The 19785-nt window shown below is 71.9% G+C and carries 14 protein-coding genes; 8 read left to right on the forward strand and 6 right to left on the reverse strand.

Features of this window, described 5'->3' with window-relative positions; genetic code table 11:
- Positions 1-122 precede the first annotated feature (122 nt).
- The gene (gene ileS / locus C1708_RS24205; RefSeq protein WP_106414642.1) at positions 123-3266 is read right to left on the reverse strand and encodes an isoleucine--tRNA ligase; all 3144 of its coding nucleotides are present in this window, start codon (positions 3264-3266) and stop codon (positions 123-125) included.
- A gap of 584 nt (positions 3267-3850) precedes the next feature.
- On the opposite strand from ileS, the gene C1708_RS24210 reads away from it, so the two are divergent.
- From C1708_RS24210 to C1708_RS24235, 6 genes are all read left to right on the forward strand, one after another.
- Positions 3851-4672 (forward strand): TraR/DksA family transcriptional regulator, encoded by an 822-nt coding sequence (locus C1708_RS24210; RefSeq protein WP_106414643.1) that lies wholly within the window; start codon positions 3851-3853, stop codon positions 4670-4672.
- 65 nt (positions 4673-4737) lie between these two features.
- The gene (gene lspA, locus C1708_RS24215; protein WP_106414644.1) at positions 4738-5361 is read left to right on the forward strand and encodes a signal peptidase II; all 624 of its coding nucleotides are present in this window, start codon (positions 4738-4740) and stop codon (positions 5359-5361) included.
- A gap of 53 nt (positions 5362-5414) precedes the next feature.
- Complete coding sequence (locus C1708_RS24220) at positions 5415-6359, forward strand: RluA family pseudouridine synthase (RefSeq protein ID WP_106414645.1); 945 nt, start codon at positions 5415-5417, stop codon at positions 6357-6359.
- On the forward strand, positions 6356-6823 hold the full coding sequence (locus tag C1708_RS24225; protein WP_106414646.1) for a GNAT family N-acetyltransferase: 468 nt from the start codon (positions 6356-6358) through the stop codon (positions 6821-6823). The genes C1708_RS24220 and C1708_RS24225 overlap by 4 nt, the downstream gene beginning before the upstream one ends.
- 82 nt (positions 6824-6905) lie before the next feature.
- Entirely contained in the window at positions 6906-8498 is a 1593-nt protein-coding gene (locus C1708_RS24230) for a Na+/H+ antiporter (protein WP_106414647.1), read from the forward strand.
- 51 nt (positions 8499-8549) lie between these two features.
- Positions 8550-9293, forward strand: coding sequence for an SDR family NAD(P)-dependent oxidoreductase (locus tag C1708_RS24235; RefSeq protein ID WP_106414648.1), 744 nt, complete (start codon positions 8550-8552; stop codon positions 9291-9293).
- A gap of 7 nt (positions 9294-9300) precedes the next feature.
- Here the strand turns inward: C1708_RS24235 and C1708_RS24240 are convergent, their stop codons facing one another.
- Positions 9301-10422 (reverse strand): mechanosensitive ion channel family protein, encoded by a 1122-nt coding sequence (locus C1708_RS24240; protein ID WP_106414649.1) that lies wholly within the window; start codon positions 10420-10422, stop codon positions 9301-9303.
- A 107-nt stretch (positions 10423-10529) separates the two neighbouring features.
- Here C1708_RS24240 and C1708_RS24245 point away from each other — a divergent pair, with 107 nt between their 5' ends.
- A complete protein-coding gene (locus C1708_RS24245; protein WP_106414650.1) occupies positions 10530-11123 on the forward strand; it encodes a dienelactone hydrolase family protein in 594 nt (197 codons plus the stop codon).
- 21 nt (positions 11124-11144) lie between these two features.
- Here the strand turns inward: C1708_RS24245 and C1708_RS24250 are convergent, their stop codons facing one another.
- The 4 genes from C1708_RS24250 to C1708_RS24265 all read right to left on the reverse strand — a co-directional run bounded on the left by C1708_RS24250 (position 11145) and on the right by C1708_RS24265 (position 15946).
- Complete coding sequence (locus tag C1708_RS24250) at positions 11145-12827, reverse strand: alkaline phosphatase D family protein (RefSeq protein WP_106414651.1); 1683 nt, start codon at positions 12825-12827, stop codon at positions 11145-11147.
- 89 nt (positions 12828-12916) lie between these two features.
- Positions 12917-13729, reverse strand: a complete 813-nt coding sequence (locus C1708_RS24255) for a DsbA family protein (protein WP_106414652.1) — start codon at positions 13727-13729, stop codon at positions 12917-12919.
- Between the two features lie 94 nt (positions 13730-13823).
- Positions 13824-14531, reverse strand: a complete 708-nt coding sequence (locus C1708_RS24260; protein WP_106414653.1) for a hypothetical protein — start codon at positions 14529-14531, stop codon at positions 13824-13826.
- A 68-nt stretch (positions 14532-14599) separates the two neighbouring features.
- On the reverse strand, positions 14600-15946 hold the full coding sequence (locus C1708_RS24265; protein WP_106414654.1) for a DUF2252 domain-containing protein: 1347 nt from the start codon (positions 15944-15946) through the stop codon (positions 14600-14602).
- A gap of 260 nt (positions 15947-16206) precedes the next feature.
- Between C1708_RS24265 and dnaE the strand changes: the two genes are divergently transcribed.
- Positions 16207-19746: a DNA polymerase III subunit alpha gene (gene dnaE, locus C1708_RS24270; protein WP_106414655.1), complete on the forward strand. Its 3540-nt coding sequence runs from the start codon at positions 16207-16209 to the stop codon at positions 19744-19746.
- Positions 19747-19785 lie beyond the last annotated feature (39 nt).

Raw genomic sequence — 19785 nt, forward strand, 5'->3', positions numbered from 1 at the left:
GTGTTCACGTTGTTCGCGCCGTTTGTTCGGATGCGGCGGACATGTCCGACGTACGCAACGCCGAAGGCCCGGCCCCCGGAGTTCTCTCCGCTCGGGGCCGGGCCTTCGGCGTGTGACGGTGGTTACGCCTTGCGCAGGCGGAACGTCAGCGACAGGCCCTCGTCGGTGAACGGGGCGCCGTAGGCGTCGTCCGCCTCGCCCTGGGCGAAGTCCGTGGCGAGCACCTCGTCGGCGATCAGCTCCGCGTGCTCGGTCAGCGCGGCCACCGTGGCGGCGTCGTCCGACGTCCAGCGCAGGGCGATCCGGTCGGCCACGTCCAGACCGCTGTTCTTGCGGGCCTCCTGGATCAGCCGGATCGCGTCACGGGCCAGACCGGCGCGGCGCAGATCCTCGGTGATCTCCAGGTCCAGGGCGACCGTGGCGCCCGCGTCGGACGCCACCGACCAGCCCTCGCGCGGGGTTTCCGTGATGATCACCTCGTCCGGGGAGAGGGTGATCGTCTCACCGTCGACCTCCACCGAGGCCGTGCCCTCGCGCAGGGCCAGGGACAGCGCGGCGGCGTCCGCGTCGGCGACCGCCCTGGCCACGTCCTGGACCCGCTTGCCGAACCGCTTGCCCAGCGCGCGGAAGTTGGCCTTGGCGGTGGTGTCCACCAGCGAGCCGCCCACCTCGGACAGCAGCGCCAGCGACTCGACGTTCAGCTCCTCGGTGATCTGCGTGTGCAGCTCCGGGGCGAGGCCGTCGAAGCCGGCCGCCGCGATCAGGGCACGCCGCAGCGGCTGACGGGTCTTGACGCCCGACTCGGCGCGCGTGGCGCGGCCCAGCTCCACCAGGCGGCGCACCAGCGCCATCTGGCGGGACAGCTCCGGGTCCACGGCGGACAGGTCCGCCTCCGGCCACGAGGACAGGTGCACCGACTCCGGCGCGCCCGGGGTGACGGGGACGACCAGGTCCTGCCAGACCCGCTCGGTGATGAACGGGGTGAGCGGGGCCATGAGCTTCGTCACCGTCTCCACGACCTCGTGCAGGGTGCGCAGCGCGGCCTTGTCGCCCTGCCAGAAGCGGCGGCGGGAGCGGCGGACGTACCAGTTGGACAGGTCGTCGACGAACGCCGACAGCAGCTTGCCGGCCCGCTGGGTGTCGTAGTTCTCCAGCGCCTGGGTCACCTGGTCGGTGAGGGCGTGCAGTTCGGACAGCAGCCAGCGGTCCAGCAGCGGACGCTCGGCGGGGGCCGGGTCGGCCTCGCTCGGCGCCCAGTTCGACGTGCGGGCGTACAGGGCCTGGAAGGCGACCGTGTTCCAGTACGTGAGGAGCGTCTTGCGGACGACCTCCTGGATGGTGCCGTGGCCCACGCGGCGGGCCGCCCAGGGGGAACCGCCGGCCGCCATGAACCAGCGGACCGCGTCCGCGCCGTGCTGGTCCATCAGCGGGATCGGCTGCAGGATGTTGCCCAGGTGCTTGGACATCTTGCGGCCGTCCTCGGCGAGGATGTGGCCGAGGCAGACGACGTTCTCGTAGGAGGACTTGTCGAAGACCAGCGTGCCGACCGCCATCAGCGTGTAGAACCAGCCGCGGGTCTGGTCGATGGCCTCGGAGATGAACTGCGCCGGGTACCGGGACTCGAACAGTTCCTTGTTCTTGTACGGGTAGCCCCACTGCGCGAACGGCATGGAGCCCGAGTCGTACCAGGCGTCGATGACCTCGGGGACGCGGGTGGCCGTGGCACCGCAGCCGTCCTGCGGGCAGGCGAAGACGACCTCGTCGATGTACGGGCGGTGCGGGTCGAGCCCCGACTGGTCGGCGCCGGTCAGCTCGGTCAGCTCGGTGAGCGAGCCGACGCAGGTGAGGTGGTCGTTCTCGCAGCGCCAGATGGGCAGCGGGGTGCCCCAGTAGCGGTTGCGGGACAGCGCCCAGTCGATGTTGTTGTTCAGCCAGTCGCCGTAGCGGCCGTGCTTGACCGTGTCCGGGAACCAGTTGGTGTTCTCGTTCTCCTGGAGCAGGCGGTCCTTGACGGCGGTGGTGCGGATGTACCACGACGGCTGCGCGTAGTAGAGCAGCGCGGTGTGGCAGCGCCAGCAGTGCGGGTAGCTGTGCTCGTACGGCAGGTGCCGGAACAGCAGACCGCGCTGCTGGAGGTCCTCGGTGAGCTGCTCGTCGGCCTTCTTGAAGAAGACCCCGCCGACCAGCGGCAGGTCCTCCTCGAAGGTGCCGTCGGGGCGGACCGGGTTGACCACGGGCAGGCCGTAGGAGCGGCAGACCTTGAGGTCGTCCTCACCGAAGGCGGGGGACTGGTGGACCAGACCCGTGCCGTCCTCGGTGGTGACGTACTCGGCGTTGACCACGTAGTGAGCCTCGGCGGGGAACTCCACCAGCTCGAAGGGGCGCCGGTACGTCCAGCGCTCCATCTCGGCGCCGGTGAAGGTCTCGCCGGTGGTCTCCCAGCCCTCGCCGAGCGCCTTCTCGACCAGCGGCTCGGCGACGACCAGCTTCTCCTCGCCGTCGGTCGCGACGACGTAGGCGACCTCGGGGTGCGCGGCGACCGCGGTGTTGGACACCAGGGTCCACGGGGTGGTCGTCCACACCAGCAGGGCCGCCTCGCCGGCCAGCGGGCCGGAGGTGAGGGGGAAGCGGACGTAGACCGACGGGTCGACGACCGTCTCGTAGCCCTGCGCCAGCTCGTGGTCGGACAGGCCGGTGCCGCAGCGGGGGCACCAGGGGGCGACGCGGTGGTCCTGGACCAGCAGGCCCTTCTTGAAGATCTCCTTCAGCGACCACCAGACGGACTCGACGTACTCCGGGTCCATGGTGCGGTAGGCCTCGTCGAGGTCGACCCAGTACCCCATGCGGGTCGTCAGCTCGGCGAAGGCGTCGGTGTGCCGGGTCACCGACTCGCGGCACCTGGCGTTGAACTCGGCGATGCCGTACGCCTCGATGTCCTGCTTGCCGGAGAAGCCGAGCTCCTTCTCGACGGCGAGCTCCACCGGGAGGCCGTGGCAGTCCCAGCCGGCCTTGCGGGCCACGTGGTAGCCGCGCATGGTGCGGAAGCGGGGGAAGACGTCCTTGAAGACGCGGGCCTCGATGTGGTGGGCGCCGGGCATGCCGTTGGCGGTGGGCGGACCCTCGTAGAACACCCACTCGGGGCGGCCCTCGGACTGCTCCAGGCTCTTGGCGAAGATCTTCTGCTCGCGCCAGAAGTCGAGCACCGCGTGCTCGAGGGCGGGCAGGTCGACCTGGGCGGGTACCGGGCGGTACGTCGGCGTTGTCATCAGCGGGCTTCCTCCGGCGGACTTGCTGCCTTCCGACCGGAGGGACGAGAGCTGTGTCCTTGCGCCGCCGTCGGCGCGCTCCCGCGGTACCACCCTCCTTGGCCCCCCGGTGCGCCGTACGCTCCGGTGAGCCCCCTCATTCGGGTCGCGATGCCGGTTCTACTCACCACCGCGGTGTGCTGCGGCTTTCTTCCGGCGGCTCCGGGGTGATCTTCACGTCGCGCTCGCCCCCGGGCTCACACCGTCCCCGGGTCGCTCTGGGCTGCGTACGCCGCTACTCGTCCCCATCCACGCTTTTCGCTCCGCCCAGTGTACGGCGCGGCGCGGTGGGCGGCCGACCGCTTTTCCCGGGGCGGTACGCGCGGGGATGCCCCGAATGGCGTGGTACGTCTGTTCGGAGCGGCGGGGCGTGTGTGCGGGTGGCATATCCGGCGGGTAGCTGGGCACAACGCATGCAGGTCGCCGCGCGGCGTGAGCGGGGCGAGGGAATCGGGCGGTGTGCCCCGTTGCCGCGGGCCTCGAGTCGATTTATCGTCCCAGCACGATTCGCGCGCAAGATCATAAAATGTGAAGGGGCCGCGGCCATGGTGGCGAAGAAGGGTGCGGCGGCCGAGGCCGCCGGTACGGGGGCCGGTGCGGCCGGGACCGTGTCCGGGACGACGGCGTCCGGGACGACGGCCTCCAGGAGGGCCACCGCGAAGGCCGCCGGCGAGAAGGCCGCCGCGAGGAAGCCCGCCGGCGAGGAACCGCCGCGGGGCGCCGCCGGCGAGGCGGCGGCCGGAGGTCAGGGGGCGGGCGGCCGTCAGGGCGCTCGTGCCGGGAACGGTGCTGTCAGGACCAGTGGGTCCGCTCAGGATGGGGCCGGGCACAGCGCGGCCGACGACGCGGGCGCGGCCGACGCCGCGGCGCAGACGGGAGTGACGACGGTGGGTGCGAAGAAGACTCCTGGCCCGGCGGCCACAGCGGCGGCGACCGCCGTGCCCAAGGCCCGGCACGGCGCGGTGGAGCCGGGCGAGCTCGCGGTGCGTCCCGGTGAGGAGCCGTGGACCGGGGAAGAGGTCGAGGAGGCGCGGACCGAGCTGATGTCGGAGGTACTGCGGCTGCGCGAGGAGATCAGCTCCTCCGAGCGGTCGCTGGCCGGTCTGATGCGCGACCCCGGCGACGGCGCGGGCCACGACGACGCCGACACCGGCACCAAGAACATCACGCGCGAGCACGAACTGGCCCTCGCCGCGAACGCGCGTGAGATGCTCGACCAGTTCGAGCGGGCGCTCCAGCGGCTCGACGCCGGCACCTACGGCCTGTGCGAGAACTGCGGCGAACCCATCGGGAAGGCCCGGATGCAGGCCTTCCCGAGGGCCACCCTGTGCGTCGAGTGCAAGCAGAAGCAGGAGCGCCGGTACTGAGGGGCGGCCGCGCAGGTCGTGCCGTACCCTCGTCCTCAGTCAAGGACCTAGGCTGAGGGACTCACGTGGCAGAGGCGGAGCGCATCATCGGTACGCCGGACACTCCGGACGCGGACCGGGACGGGCAGGACCGGGACGGAGAGGACCGGGACGGCCGGGAGCCGGCCGGCGCCGCCGACGGTACGGAGGCGGAGCGGCCGCGCGGCAAGCGGCGGATCGCCGTGCTGTTCGCCGTGGCCGCCGTCGCCTACGCCCTCGACCTGGTCAGCAAGATGATCGTGGTCGCCAAGCTGGAGCACCACGAGCCGATCGAGGTCGTCGGCGACTGGCTGCGCTTCGAGGCGATCCGCAACGCGGGCGCGGCCTTCGGCTTCGGCGAGGCGTTCACGGTGATCTTCACGGTCATCGCGGCGGCGGTGATCGTGGTGATCTTCCGCCTGGCCCGCAAGCTCTACAGCCTGCCCTGGGCGATCGCGCTCGGCCTGCTCCTCGGCGGCGCCCTCGGCAACCTCACCGACCGGATCTTCCGCTCGCCGGGCGTCTTCGAGGGCGCGGTCGTCGACTTCATCGCGCCCAAGGGCTTCGCCGTGTTCAACCTGGCCGACTCGGCCATCGTGTGCGGCGGCATCCTGATCGTGCTGCTGTCGTTCCGGGGCCTCGACCCGGACGGCACGGTCCACAAGGACTGAGGCCCCCGTCACTCCCGTGCGGGAGTGACGGACCCGTCCGGCATACTCGACGGGTGAGCACGATTCCCGAGATCCGTACCCTGCCCGTGCCCGACGGCCTGGAGGGCGAGCGCGTCGACGCCGCCATCTCCCGCATGTTCGGCTTCTCCCGCACCAAGGCGGCCGAGCTCGCCGCCGCGGGGAAGGTCACGGTCGACGGGTCGGTGGTCGGCAAGTCCGAGCGGGTCAGCGGCGGCGCCTGGCTCGAGGTGGAGATGCCGCAGGCGCCCGCCCCGGTGCAGGTCGTCGCCGAGCCGGTCGAGGGCATGGAGATCGTGCACGACGACGACGACGTGGTCGTGATCGTCAAGCCCGTCGGCGTCGCCGCCCACCCCTCCCCGGGCTGGACCGGCCCGACCGTGATCGGCGGTCTCGCCGCCGCCGGCTTCCGCGTCTCGACCTCCGGCGCCGCCGAGCGCCAGGGCATCGTGCACCGCCTCGACGTCGGCACCTCCGGCCTGATGGTGGTCGCCAAGTCCGAGTACGCGTACACGTCGCTGAAGCGCCAGTTCAAGGAGCGCACGGTCGACAAGCGCTACCACACGCTGGTGCAGGGCCACCCCGACCCGACCAGCGGCACCATCGACGCCCCCATCGGCCGCCATCCGCAGCACGACTACAAGTGGGCGGTCACCGCCGACGGCAAGCCGTCCGTCACCCACTACGACCTGATCGAGGCGTTCCGTGCCGCGTCCCTGCTGGACGTGAAGCTGGAGACCGGCCGCACCCACCAGATCCGCGTGCACATGGCCGCCCACCGCCACCCCTGCGTCGGCGACCTGACCTACGGCGCCGACCCCACCCTCGCGAAGCGGCTGAAGCTGACCCGGCAGTGGCTGCACGCCGTACGCCTCGGCTTCGAGCACCCCGGCGACGGCCGGTGGGCCGAGTTCTCCTGCGACTACCCGGAGGACCTGCGGCAGGCCCTCGACCGGGTCCGCGAGGAGACGTACGCATGAGCCCGGCGGTCACGGTCCGGGTCGCGGAGGACCCCGCCGACCGCGAGGCCTGCTTCGCGGTCCGCAAGGAGGTCTTCGTCGCCGAGCAGGGCGTGCCCGAGGACATCGAGTACGACGCTTACGACGCGGACGCCGTGCACCTGCTCGCGGTCGCGGACGACGGCACCCCGCTCGGCACCGCCCGGCTGCTGCACGGCGCCGCCGCGGCGGCGAAGAACGGCGGGGACCCGTCGGCCGGCTCGCTCGGCCGGCTCGCGGTCCTGCGGCGGGCGCGCGGTCTCGGGGTCGGCGCGGCGCTCGTGCGGGCCGTCGAGGAGGCGGCCCGGGAGCGCGGCCTCACCGGCGTCGGCCTGCACGCGCAGACCCACGCCCTCGGCTTCTACGAGCGGCTCGGCTACGCGGCCCACGGGCCGGAGTTCCCGGACGCGGGCATGCCGCACCGGGCCATGCGGCGCGCCCTGTAGCCGGGCCCGGGCGGGCGCGCCGACGGGTGGGGCGCATGGCAGGCTGGAGACTGCCTGACCGACCGTCCGACCCCCGGGAGCGGTGACCGTGGATCAGCTGGCCCTGCTGTTCGTGCTGTTGCTCGGGGCGGTCGTGAGCGTCCCCGTGGGGGAGCGGCTGAAGCTGCCGGCGCCGGTGCTGATGACGGTGTTCGGGACCGTCCTGGCGCTGCTGGAGTTCGTGCCGAACGTCGACGTCCCGCCGGAACTGATCCTGCCGCTGCTGCTGCCGCCCCTGCTCTACGCCGCCGTGCGCCGTACCTCCTGGCGCCAGTTCGCGGCCAACGTCCGGCCGATCCTGCTGCTGGCCGTGGCGCTGGTCTTCGTCACCGCCTTCTGCGTCGCCGTCGTCGCCCACGCGATCGTGCCGGGGCTGCCGCTGGCCGCCGCCGTCGCCCTGGGCGCGCTGGTCGCGCCGCCCGACCCGGTCGCGGCGACCGCCGTCGCGGGCAAGTTGGGGCTGCCCCGCCGGCTGGTGTCCATCCTGGAGGGCGAGGGGCTGTTCAACGACGTCACGGCGATCGTGCTGTACCACGTGGCCGTGGCCGCCGCCGTGAGCGGCACCTTCTCGCCCTGGTCGGCCGGGCTCGACCTGATCCTGTCGGCGGTGGTGGCGATCGCCGTCGGGCTGGTGCTCGGCTGGGCCACCAACAAGGCGATGGACCTGCTCGGCGACCCCACCCTCCAGGTCGCCCTGACCCTGCTGGTGCCGTTCGCCGCGTACGTCCTCGCGGAGGAGCTGCACGGCTCGGGCGTCCTCGGGGTGCTGGTCACCGCGCTGTTCCTGATGGAGTACGCCACCAGCGCCGACGACGTGATGGCGCGGCTCGCCGGGCACACCTTCTGGGACATCGTGGACACCCTCGTCACCGGTGTGGCGTTCGGGCTGGTCGGCCTGGAGCTGCACAACGCGGTCAACGCCGCGGCCGGTCACTGGGGCGAGCTGCTGGGCTGGTCGGGGATGGTCGTCGGGGTGGTCGTGCTGGTCCGGCTGGCGTGGCTGCTGCCGGCCACCTGGCTGACCAAGCGGCTGCACACCGAGCGGGACGTCGGCGAGGAGATCCCGCTGAGCTGGCGCGAGACCGTGGTGATGTGGTGGTCCGGGATGCGCGGGGTGGCGTCCGTCGCGCTGGCCCTCGCCATCCCGCTGGAGACCGACTCCGGGGGCGGCTTCCCCGCCCGCGCGGAGATCGTCTTCATCGCGTTCGGCGTGGTGCTGGGGACGCTGCTGGTGCAGGGGCTGACGCTGCCGTGGCTGGTGGGCAAGCTGGGGGTGCGCGGCGACACCGGGCGGGAGAAGGAGCTGGAGCGCCGGCTCGCGGTCCGGGCCGCGAAGGCCGCCAGGCGCAGGCTGCGGGAGATCGAGGACGTCGAGGACCTGCCGGAGGAACTGTCCGAGCAGTTGCTGCGCAGGGCGTTCGACGTGGGGGTGCGGATCAGCCCGGACATGGCGGACGACGAACGGCGCGAGGCGGTCCGGCGGCGGGCCGAGCGGCTGAAGCGGGTCCGGCGCATCGAGCAGGAGATGCTGAGCGCCGCCCGGCACGAGGTGCTCGCCGCGCGCAGCGAGCCGGGCGCCGACCCCGAGGTGGTGGACCGGGTGCTGCGTCATCTGGACGTGCGCAGTCTGCGCTGAGCGCCGCCGCGTTGCCGCCGTCCCCCGCTTCCCGCTCCGTAGGGTCGGGGCATGACACGCAATGTTGTGATCAGCGGCGGCGGCACCGGTATCGGGCTCGCCACCGCGCAGACGTTCGCCGCCGACGGTGACCGGGTGCTGCTCATCGGGCGGCGCGGTGACGTCCTGGAGCGGGCCCGGGTGCCCGGCGCCCTCGTCCACGCCGCCGATCTGGCCGACCCCGAGGCCGTGCGGGGCGTGTCCGGGTTCGTGGGGCGCGAGTTCGGGGCCGTGGACGTGCTCGTCCACTGCGCGGGCGGCAACGGACTGCTCGAACCGCCGGTGGGCGGCGACGACCCGCTCGACGCCGTCGCCCGCGACTGGACGGTCAACTTCCGGCTCAACGTGCTGACCGCCGTGCTGCTCACCGAGGCGCTGCGGCACCGGCTCGCCGTGCCCGGCGGCCGGGTGCTGTTCCTCAGCTCCATCGCCGCGAGGCGCGGCTCCGGCCGGGTGTCGTACGCGGCGGCCAAGGCGGGGCTGCACCCGTACGCCCACGCCCTGGCCCGGGAGCTGGGGCCGCACGGCATCACCGTGAACGTGGTCGCGCCCGGCTACGTCGAGGACACGGCGTTCTTCGGCGGCGACGGTCTGGACGAGGAGCGGCGGGCGGCGCTGATCGCCGAGACGTCGAACCGGCGCGCGGGCCGCCCCGGTGACGTCGCGGCGACCCTCCACTGGCTCGCCTCGCCCGGCGCCGGGCACATCACCTCGCAGATCGTCCAGGTGAACGGCGGCGCCGAGCGCGGGTGCTGAGAACCGCTCAGCGCTGCCGGGGCGGGCGGGTGTGGAGCCGGCGCGTCGTCGGCACGCCGTCGTTCGGCGCGCTCTCCCGGCCGGTGCGGGGCGGCGGCACCGCGTGGGCCGTGTTGACCCGGGGCAGGGCGTAGGGGTGCTCGTCGGTCAGGAAGCGCATCATCTGCTCGCGGACCGCGACCCGGACCGTCCAGATGTCGTCCGCGTCCTTGGCCGTCACCAGCGCCCGCACCTCCAGGGTGCTCGGCGTGCTGTCCGTGACGGTCAGGTTGTAGGCGCGGCCGTCCCACTCCGGGCACTCCCGCAGGATGTCGCGCAGCTTCTCCCGCATCAGTTCCAGCGGAGCGCTGTGGTCCACGTGCCAGTACACGGTGCCGGTCATCTGCGGGGTGCCGCGCGACCAGTTCTCGAACGGCTTGGAGGTGAAGTACGACACCGGCATGGTGATCCGGCGCTCGTCCCAGGTGCGCACGGTCAGGAAGGTCAGGGTGATCTCCTCCACCGTGCCCCACTCGCCGTCCACCACCACGGTGTCGCCGATGCGCACCATGTCGCCGAACGCGATCTGCAGCCCGGCGAACAGGTTGCCCAGCGTGGACTGGGCGGCCACACCGGCGACGATGCCGAGGATGCCCGCCGAGGCCAGCAGCGAGGCCCCGGCCGCCCGCATCGCGGGGAAGGTGAGCAGCATCGCGGCCACCGCCACCACGCCCACCACCGCCGACACCACCCGGCGGATCAGCGTCACCTGGGTGCGCACCCGGCGCACCCGGGCCGGGTTGCGCTCCCGGTGGTGGCTGGCGTACCGGGTGTACGAGGTCTCCACGACCGCGGCGGCGATCCGGATCGTCAGCCAGGCGGCCGAGCCGATCAGCACCAGGGTCAGCACCCGGCCGACGGCCACCTCGTGGGAGGTCAGCAGCCGCGCCTCGTCGTAGGAGCCTCTGAACAGGGCGGCGCAGAGCAGCAGCTGGTAGGGGACACGGGCCCGGCGCAGCAGGCCCCACAGCGGTGTCTCGTGGTGGCGTTCGTCGGCCTTCCGCAGCAGCCGGTCGGTGGCCCAGCCGAGCAGCAGCGTCAGCGCCACCGAGCCGCCGACCACGATCAGCGGGCGCAGCACGTCTTCCATGCTCCCGAACCTAACCGGCCCGCACGGGCATGAACATGTGACTTCCGCCCGCTCCGGGGTAGTGCCGCCCGCGGGCTCCGTCACACCCGGCTGGCACCATGGGCGGCATGAACATCATGCTCTTTCACTCGGCCTACGGACTGCGCCCCGCGGTGCACCGGGCCGCGGACCGGCTGCGCGCGGCCGGCCACGAGGTGTGGACGCCCGATCTCTTCGAGGGGCGCACGTTCGACACGGTCGAGGAGGGCATGGCCTACCGGGAGGAGACCGGGAAGGACGAACTGCTGAGGCGGGCCGTCCTGGCGGCCGCGCCCTACTCGGAGCGCGGTCTGGTGTACGCCGGGTTCTCCTTCGGCGCCTCGGTGGCGCAGACCTTGGCCCTGGGCGACGACAGGGCGCGCGGCCTGCTGCTCCTGCACGGCACCTCCGACATCGCGGAGAACGCCACGTGCGACGGGCTGCCGGTGCAGCTGCACGTCGCCGAGCCCGACCCGTTCGAGACCGACGACTGGCTCACCGCCTGGTACCTGCGGATGGGCCGGGCCGGGGCCGACGTGGAGGTCCACCGGTACGCGGGCGCCGGACACCTCTACACCGACCCCGGCCTGCCCGACCACGACGAGGAGGCCGCCGAGGCCACCTGGCGGGTGGCGCTCGGCTTCCTCGGCGCGCTGGAGGAGGACGGGGAGGACGCGGACTGATCCGCGCCGGGGAGGCGGCGGTCAGACGGGGGCGTCGGCCCGCTCGATCCTCTGGGTGCCGCTGCGGGTGCGGTAGGAGCGGGCCCAGGCCGCGGAGGCGTCCGCCTGCGTGCGGTCGGACAGCACGTAGTAGTCCATCTGCGCCCGCTCGGCGGTGAGGTCCAGCACCCCGAAGCCGTGCCGGTCGGTGTCCACCCAGTGCACGTGCCGGTTGGCGGCCCGGATCAGCGGGGCGGCGACGGCGGAGCCCGAGCCCTCGGAGACCTTCAGGATGTCGTCGAGGTTGTCGGAGGTGACCGAGGTGACCACGAACTCCGTGGCGGCGGACGCCGACAGCGGATAGGTGCCGGCGTTCACCGGTACGTCGTTCGCCCACGCCATGTGGATGTCGCCGGTGAGGAAGACCGTGTTGCGGATGGCGTCGCCGCGCAGATGGGCGAGGAGCTCGCGGCGGTCCGCGGTGTAGCCGTCCCACTGGTCGGTGTTGAGGGCGAGCCCCTCCTGCGGCAGGCCGAGCAGCTTCGCGAGCGGCTTCAGCAGGCTCGCGGGCAGGGAGCCCAGCGCGAACGGCGAGATCATCACCGAGGTGCCGACCAGCCGCCAGGTGGTGTCCGACGCCGACAGGCCCGCCTTCAGCCAGTCGAGCTGGGCGCGGCCGGTGAGGGTGCGGCCGGGGTCGTCGACGTCGCCGTCGCCGGGCGAGACCTGCCGCGACCGGAAGGAGCGCAGGTCCAGCAGCGACAGGTCGGCGAGCCTGCCGAAGCGCAGCCGGCGGTAGGTGGTGCCCTCGACCGCCGGGCGGACCGGCATCCACTCGAAGTACGCCTGCCTGGCGGCGGCCTGGCGGGCGGCCCAGGCGCCCTCCGCGCCCTCGGTGTGGTTCTCCGCGCCCTGGGACCAGGCGTCGTTGGCGAACTCGTGGTCGTCCCAGATGGCGATCGCCGGGGCGGCGGCGTGCAGCGCCTGGAGGTCGGGGTCGGTCTTGTAGCGGGCGTGCCGGGCCCGGTAGTCGGCGAGGGTGACGATCTCGTGGGCGGGGGAGTGCGGGCGGACGACCGTGCCGCGGGTGCCGTAGTCGCCGGTGCCGTACTCGTAGATGTAGTCGCCCAGATGGAGCCAGGCGTCCAGGTCGCCGCGGGCCGCGAGGTGGCGGTACGCCGCGAAGTGCCCGGCCTCCCAGTTGGCGCAGGAGACCACCCCGAGGCGCAGTCCGGTCACGGCGGCGTCGGCGGCGGGCGCCGTGCGGGTGCGGGCCGCGGGGGAGTCGGCGCCGCCGGCGGAGAAGCGGAACCAGTAGTCGGTGGCGGGCCGCAGGCCGCGGACGTCCGCCTTGACGGTGTGGTCGGAGGCGGCGGTGGCGAGGACCGAGCCCCGCGCGACGACGTCGGTGAACGCCCGGTCGCGGGCGACGGTCCAGCGCACCTCGGTGTCGGGGCCGGCGCCGGAGCCCGGGAGGGCGTCCGGCGTGGGCGTCACCCGGGTCCACAGCAGCACGCCGTCCGGCAGCGGGTCGCCGGAGGCGACGCCGTGCAGGAAGGCGGGGGCCTGCCGGGCGGCGCGGGCGGGCAGCGCGGCGGCGAGCGGGCCGGCCAGCACCGCGCCGGCGGCGGCCGCCTTGACGACCGTACGGCGGCGCGGGGTGAGGGGGGCGGTGTCCGCGCCGGCGGGGACGGCGCTCTCGGTTGATCCGTGTCGACTGGTCACAGCCGAACAGGTTACTGACATGTACATGCGGAAGCGGGCGAACCCGGGAAAAGTTCGCCCGCTCTTCAGCCGGCCGTCGGCCTTCCGCGTCAGCCCTTCAGCGCCTTGTCGACCGCCGCGGTGAACTCGGCCGCCGTCATGGGCGCGTTCTGCCCGTCGGAGCCGGTGACCTTCTTGCCGTCCATCTTCACCGTCGGCGTGCCCTGGACGTCGCTGCTGTCGAACTTGTCCGACATCTCCAGCGCCCAGCGGTCGAAGGTGCCGTCCTTCACGTCCGCCTGGAACTCCTTGTTGTTCTTCAGGGCGTCCACCGTGTCGGCGATCTCGATCAGGTAGGCGTCGTCCGCGAACTTGTCGTCCGTCTCCTCGGGGTGGAACTCCGCCGAGTAGAGCGCCGCCTTGTACGCCAGGAACGCCTCGGGGCTGACGTCCAGCGCGGCGCCCAGCGCGCTCAGCGCGTTCTTCGAGCCCTCGCCGGTGAGGTTGCGGTCCAGGAAGGAGGCGCCTATGAACTGCACCTTGTACTTGCCCTCCTCGACGTCCTTCTCGATCGTCTCGCCGACGGCCTGCTCGAAGGAGGCGCAGATCGGGCAGCGCGGGTCCTCGTACACCTCGAGGGTCTTCTTCGCGTCGGCCTTGCCGATGACGACGGTCGTGCCGTCCTTGCCGCTGGTGTTCGCGGGCTTGACCAGCTCGGCGTCCTTCGCGGCCTCCCAGTGGTCCGGCTTGTTCGCCTGGACCACCGCGTAGCCGATGCCGCCGGCCGCGGCCAGCACACCGACCACCGTCGCGGCGACGACGAGCTGCCGCTTGACCTTCGACTTCTTCGCCTGGCGCTCGCGCTCCTGGCGCAGCCGCTCGCGCGCCGCCGTCTTGGCCGCCTGGCTGTTCCGCTTGCTCATGGTGATGTCTCCACAGGGGACGCACACGGTCGTGTGCTCGGTTCGTACGGGGGGACTGCTGGTGCTCGGACGACCGCCCGGGGCGCGACCGGCCTCAGACGGCGAGGGAGCACGGCGGTCCGCGCCGTCCCAGGGAGTGCGCGAGGAGCAGGGTGCGCGCCACGGCGGCGCGGTGCGGGGTGTGGACCGGGCGGCCCGTCTTCGGCGCCCGGCGCACGGTCACCACCGCGACGGCCAGCAGCAGCGGACGGACCGCGGTCGAGGCCGTGGCCGCGACCGCGCTCAGCAGCTGGGCCAGCGCCCGCTCCCCGCGGCGCAGCCAGGCGGCGGCGAACAGGCCGACCCCGATGTGCGCGCCCAGCAGCAGCCAGGCGGTCGCCGGGCCGGCCTCGGCCAGCACCGCCGCCACCTGGTCGCCGCCCTCCGCGGTGTGCCCGGTGACCCGGGCCAGCGGCGCGCCCACACCGGTGCCGTCGCCGCACAGCACGTCGAACCCGACGGAGCGCAGCGGACCGGCCACCGGGCCGCCCATCCGGCCGTAGCAGACGTGCTGGCCGGTGGTGAAGACCGTGTCGGCGGCCAGCTCCAGCGGGATCAGCAGGGCGGCGATCCGCCCGAAGGAACGCTCCCGTCCGGCGAGCGCGTAGGCCAGGAGGAACACGGCGGCGCCGATCGCGGCCACCGTGTTCAGCGGCAGCGGGGCCCCGGACAGCAGCACGTGCGACGCGGTGCTGAGGGTCACGACGACAGCCGTGAACAGCGCCGCGCGAACGGCTCTGAGCTGGGGTCCGGATATGTCCATGGCGGCTACGAGTGTGGCACGTGCTCCGTTAAGGGATCCCTAAAGGGGTCCTGTGAATGTGCGGAAGGTCACAGCCCGGGGATCCGGCCGTTGCGGAACAGGTCGAGGAAGATCTGGTGGTCGCGGCGGGCCCGCGCCCCGTAGTCGTGGGCGAAGTCCACCAGCAGCGGCGCCAGCCCGTCCTCGTCGGCCGCGATCGCCGCGTCGATGGCCCGCTCCGTGGAGAACGGCACCAGCGACTCGCCGGAGGTGTCGTCCGCCGCCGCGTGCATCGCCGCCGTCGCCCGGCCCAGGTCGGCGACCACCTGGGCCATCTCCTCCGGGTCGTCGAGGTCGCTCCAGTCCAGGTCCACCGCGTACGGCGAGACCTCGGCGACCAGCTGCCCGGCGCCGTCCAGCTCGGTCCAGCCCAGCCACGGGTCGGCGTGCGCCTGCAGGGCCCGCTGGGAGATCACCGTGCGGTGGCCCTCGTGCAGGAAGTACGCGCGCACCGCCGGGTCCGTGATGTGCCGGGAGACCGCGGGGGTCTGCGCCTGCTTGACGTAGATCACCACGTCGTTCTCCAGGGCGTCGCTGTGCCCCTCCAGCAGGATGTTGTACGACGGCAGCCCGGCCGAGCCGATGCCGATGCCCCGGCGGCCCACGACGTCCTTCACGCGGTAGGAGTCCGGGCGGGCCAGCGAGGAGTCCGGCAGCGTCTCCAGATAACCGTCGAAGGCGGCCAGGACCTTGTAGCGGGTGGCGGCGTCCAGCTCGATCGCGCCGCCGCCGGGCGCGAAACGGCGCTCGAAGTCGCGGATTTCGGTCATCGAGTCCAGCAGCGAGAAACGGGTCAGCGACCGGGCGTCGCGCAGCACGTCCAGCAGCGGTCCCTGCGCGGTGTCCAGGGTGAACGGCGGCACCTCCTCGTCCTTCGCGCCGGTCGCCAGGGCGTGGATCCGCTCCCGGTAGGCGGCCGCGTACACCGCCACCAGGTCCGTGATCTGCTCGTCGCTGAGGGCCTTCGCGTAGCCGATCAGCGCCATGGAGGCGGCGAAGCGCTTCAGGTCCCACAGGAAGGGGCCGACGTACGCCTCGTCGAAGTCGTTGACGTTGAACACCAGGCGGCCGTTGGAGTCCATGTACGTGCCGAAGTTCTCCGCGTGCAGGTCGCCGTGGATCCACACGCGCGAGGTGCGCTCGTCCAGGTACGGGCCGCTGTGCGCGTCGGCGCCGCGCCCGGCGTGCTCGGCGGACAGGTCGTGGTAGAAGAGGCTCGCCGTCCCGCGGTAGAACGCGAACGCCGACGCCGCCATCTTCCGGAACTTCACCCGGAACGCGGCCGGGTCGGCGGCCAGGAGCTCGCCGAACGCGGTGTCGAGGACGGCGAGGATCTCCTCGCCGCGGTGCTCGTCGTTGAGCTGCGGGACCGACATCGCTGGGTGCCTCCTGGTGCGGAATCCCGGGGACGGCTGCTCCGTCCCCTGCCTAGGGCCTCTGTTCGGATCGTGCCGGGCCCGCGGGCCCTGATCCGGCCCGACCCGGACGAAAGGCCCAACGCGCGGCGGGCCGCGGGAGTGCCCGCGACCCGCCCGGAGGTACGCGGGGACGGGCGTCGGGTGTCAGTGCCGGGGCATAGACTTCGAGGCTGTCCCCGTCCGTCCCTCTGCCGCCCGCAGCACCTGGAGGCCGCACCGTGTCGAAGCCGCCGTTCACGCACCTGCACGTCCACACCCAGTACTCGCTGCTGGACGGTGCCGCGCGGCTGAAGGACATGTTCGACGCCTGCAACGAGATGGGCATGACGCACATCGCCATGTCCGACCACGGCAACCTGCACGGGGCGTACGACTTCTTCCATTCCGCGCAGAAGGCCGGGGTCACCCCGATCATCGGCATCGAGGCGTACGTCGCCCCCGAGTCCCGGCGCAACAAGCGCAAGATCCAGTGGGGCCAGCCGCACCAGAAGCGGGACGACGTCTCCGGTTCCGGCGGCTACACCCACAAGACCATGTGGGCGGTGAACAGCACCGGTCTGCACAACCTCTTCCGGCTCTCCTCCGACGCCTACGCCGAGGGCTGGCTGCAGAAGTGGCCCCGGATGGACAAGGAGACCATCGCCCGGTGGTCGGAGGGCATCGTCGCCTCCACCGGCTGCCCCTCCGGCGAGGTGCAGACCCGGCTGCGCCTCGGCCACTTCGACGAGGCCCTCAAGGCGGCCGCCGACTACCAGGACATCTTCGGCAAGGACCGCTACTTCCTGGAGCTGATGGACCACGGCATCGACATCGAGCACCGGGTCCGCGACGGCCTGCTGGAGATCGGCAAGAAGCTCGGCATCCCCCCGCTGGTCACCAACGACTCGCACTACACCTACGCGCACGAGGCGGCGGCGCACGACGCGCTGCTGTGCATCCAGACCGGCAAGAACCTCTCCGACCCCGACCGCTTCAAGTTCGACGGCACCGGCTACTACCTGAAGTCCACGGAGGAGATGTACGCCATCGACTCCTCGGACGCCTGGCAGCAGGGCTGCGCCAACACCCGGCTGATCGCCGAGATGGTCGACACCACGGGCATGTTCGAAAAGCGCGACCTGATGCCCAAGTTCGACATCCCGGAGGGGTACACGGAGGTCAGCTGGTTCCGCGAGGAAGTCATGCGCGGCATGAACCGCCGCTTCCCGGACGGCATCCCGGACGACCGCATGAAGCAGGTCGAGTACGAGATGGACACCATCATCTCGATGGGCTTCCCGGGCTACTTCCTCGTGGTCGCCGACTTCATCATGTGGGCCAAGAAGCAGGGCATCGCGGTCGGCCCCGGCCGTGGCTCCGCGGCCGGCTCGATCGTCGCCTACGCCCTCGGCATCACCGACCTCGACCCGATCCCGCACGGCCTGATCTTCGAGCGGTTCCTCAACCCCGAGCGCATCTCCATGCCGGATGTCGACATCGACTTCGACGAGCGCCGGCGCGTCGAGGTGATCCGCTACGTGACCGAGAAGTACGGCGCCGACAAGGTCGCCATGATCGGCACCTACGGCACCATCAAGGCGAAGAACGCCATCAAGGACTCCGCGCGCGTGCTGGGCTACCCGTACGCGATGGGCGACCGCATCACCAAGGCGATGCCCGCCGACGTCCTCGGCAAGGGCATCCCGCTGTCCGGCATCACCGACCCGAACCACCCCCGCTACTCGGAGGCGGGCGAGGTCCGGTCGATGTACGAGAACGAGCCGGACGTGAAGAAGGTCATCGACACCGCCAAGGGCGTCGAGGGCCTGGTCCGGCAGATGGGCGTGCACGCGGCCGGCGTGATCATGTCCAGCGAGACGATCACCGACCACGTCCCGGTCTGGGTCCGGCACACCGACGGCGTCACCATCACGCAGTGGGACTACCCGAGCTGCGAGTCGCTCGGCCTGCTGAAGATGGACTTCCTGGGCCTGCGCAACCTCACCATCATGGACGACGCCGTCAAGATGGTGAAGGCGAACAAGGGCATCGACATCGACCTGCTGTCGCTGCCCCTGGACGACCCGACGACCTTCGAACTGCTCCAGCGCGGCGACACCCTCGGCGTCTTCCAGTTCGACGGCGGCCCCATGCGCTCCCTGCTCCGGCTGATGAAGCCGGACAACTTCGAGGACATCTCCGCCGTGTCGGCCCTGTACCGGCCGGGCCCGATGGGCATGAACTCGCACACCAACTACGCGCTGCGCAAGAACGGCCAGCAGGAGATCACCCCGATCCACCCCGAGCTGGAGGAGCCGCTCAAGGAGGTCCTGGACGTCACCTACGGCCTGATCGTCTACCAGGAGCAGGTGCAGAAGGCCGCCCAGATCATCGCCGGCTACTCGCTCGGCGAGGCCGACATCCTCCGCCGCGTGATGGGCAAGAAGAAGCCGGAGGAGCTGGAGAAGAACTTCGTCATCTTCCAGGCCGGCGCCCGCAAGAACGGCTACAGCGACGAGGCGATCCAGGCGCTGTGGGACGTGCTGGTGCCGTTCGCCGGCTACGCCTTCAACAAGGCGCACTCCGCCGCGTACGGCCTGGTGTCCTACTGGACCGCCTACCTCAAGGCGAACCACCCCGCCGAGTACATGGCGGCGCTGCTCACCTCGGTGAAGGACGACAAGGACAAGTCCGCGGTCTACCTCAACGAGTGCCGCCGCATGGGCATCCGGGTGCTCCCGCCGAACGTCAACGAGTCCGAGTCCAACTTCGCCGCGCAGGGCGACGACGTGATCCTCTTCGGCCTCTCCGCGGTGCGCAACGTCGGCACCAACGTCGTGGAGTCGATCATCAAGTGCCGCAAGGCCAAGGGGAAGTACACGTCCTTCCCGGACTACCTCGACAAGGTCGACGCGGTCGTCTGCAACAAGCGCACCACCGAGTCGCTGATCAAGGCCGGCGCCTTCGACTCCCTGGGCCACACCCGCAAGGGCCTCACCGCCCAGTACGAGCCGATGATCGACAACGTGGTGGCGGTCAAGCGCAAGGAGGCCGAGGGACAGTTCGACCTCTTCGGCGGCATGGGCGAGGAGGAGAGCGACGAGCCCGGCTTCGGCCTCGACGTGCAGTTCACCGACGAGGAGTGGGACAAGACGTACCTGCTCGCGCAGGAGCGCGAGATGCTCGGCCTGTACGTCTCCGACCACCCGCTGTTCGGGCTGGAGCACGTGCTGTCCGACAAGGCCGACGCGGGCATCTCCCAGCTCACCGGCGGTGACTTCGGCGACGGCGCGGTGGTCACCATCGGCGGCATCATCTCCGGCCTCCAGCGCAAGATGACCAAGCAGGGCAACGCCTGGGCGATCGCCACCGTGGAGGACCTCGCGGGCTCCATCGAGTGCATGTTCTTCCCGGCGACCTACCAGCTCGTCTCGACGCAACTGGTCGAGGACGCCGTGGTGTTCGTGAAGGGGCGGCTCGACAAGCGCGAGGACGTGCCCCGGCTGGTCGCCATGGAGCTGATGGTCCCCGACCTGTCCAACGCGGGCGCCAACGCGCCCGTCGTGCTGACCATCCCGGCGACGCGCGTGACCCCGCCCATGGTCAGCCGGCTCGGGGAGATCCTCACCCACCACAAGGGCGACAGCGAGGTCCGCATCAAGCTGCAGGGGCCGACGAGGACGACGGTGCTGCGGCTCGACCGGCACCGGGTCAAGCCCGATCCCGCCCTGTTCGGCGACCTGAAGGTGCTGCTCGGCCCGTCCTGCCTGACCGGTTAGGCGCCGCCCCCGACGCGCCGGAGGGGCGCACCCGCGACG

Source organism: Streptomyces sp. DH-12 (assembly GCF_002899455.1).
Classification (GTDB): domain Bacteria; phylum Actinomycetota; class Actinomycetes; order Streptomycetales; family Streptomycetaceae; genus Streptomyces.

Excerpts from the sequence above, each read along its gene's own strand:
- C1708_RS24240 (WP_106414649.1), bottom strand. The coding sequence starts at position 10,422 with ATGGAAGACGTGCTGCGCCCGCTGATCGTGGTCGGCGGCTCGGTGGCG.
- C1708_RS24235 (WP_106414648.1), top strand. The coding sequence starts at position 8,550 with ATGACACGCAATGTTGTGATCAGCGGCGGCGGCACCGGTATCGGGCTC.
- ileS (WP_106414642.1), bottom strand. The coding sequence starts at position 3,266 with ATGACAACGCCGACGTACCGCCCGGTACCCGCCCAGGTCGACCTGCCC.
- C1708_RS24245 (WP_106414650.1), top strand. The coding sequence starts at position 10,530 with ATGAACATCATGCTCTTTCACTCGGCCTACGGACTGCGCCCCGCGGTG.
- C1708_RS24255 (WP_106414652.1), bottom strand. The coding sequence starts at position 13,729 with ATGAGCAAGCGGAACAGCCAGGCGGCCAAGACGGCGGCGCGCGAGCGG.
- C1708_RS24260 (WP_106414653.1), bottom strand. The coding sequence starts at position 14,531 with ATGGACATATCCGGACCCCAGCTCAGAGCCGTTCGCGCGGCGCTGTTC.
- C1708_RS24225 (WP_106414646.1), top strand. The coding sequence starts at position 6,356 with ATGAGCCCGGCGGTCACGGTCCGGGTCGCGGAGGACCCCGCCGACCGC.
- C1708_RS24210 (WP_106414643.1), top strand. The coding sequence starts at position 3,851 with ATGGTGGCGAAGAAGGGTGCGGCGGCCGAGGCCGCCGGTACGGGGGCC.
- C1708_RS24265 (WP_106414654.1), bottom strand. The coding sequence starts at position 15,946 with ATGTCGGTCCCGCAGCTCAACGACGAGCACCGCGGCGAGGAGATCCTC.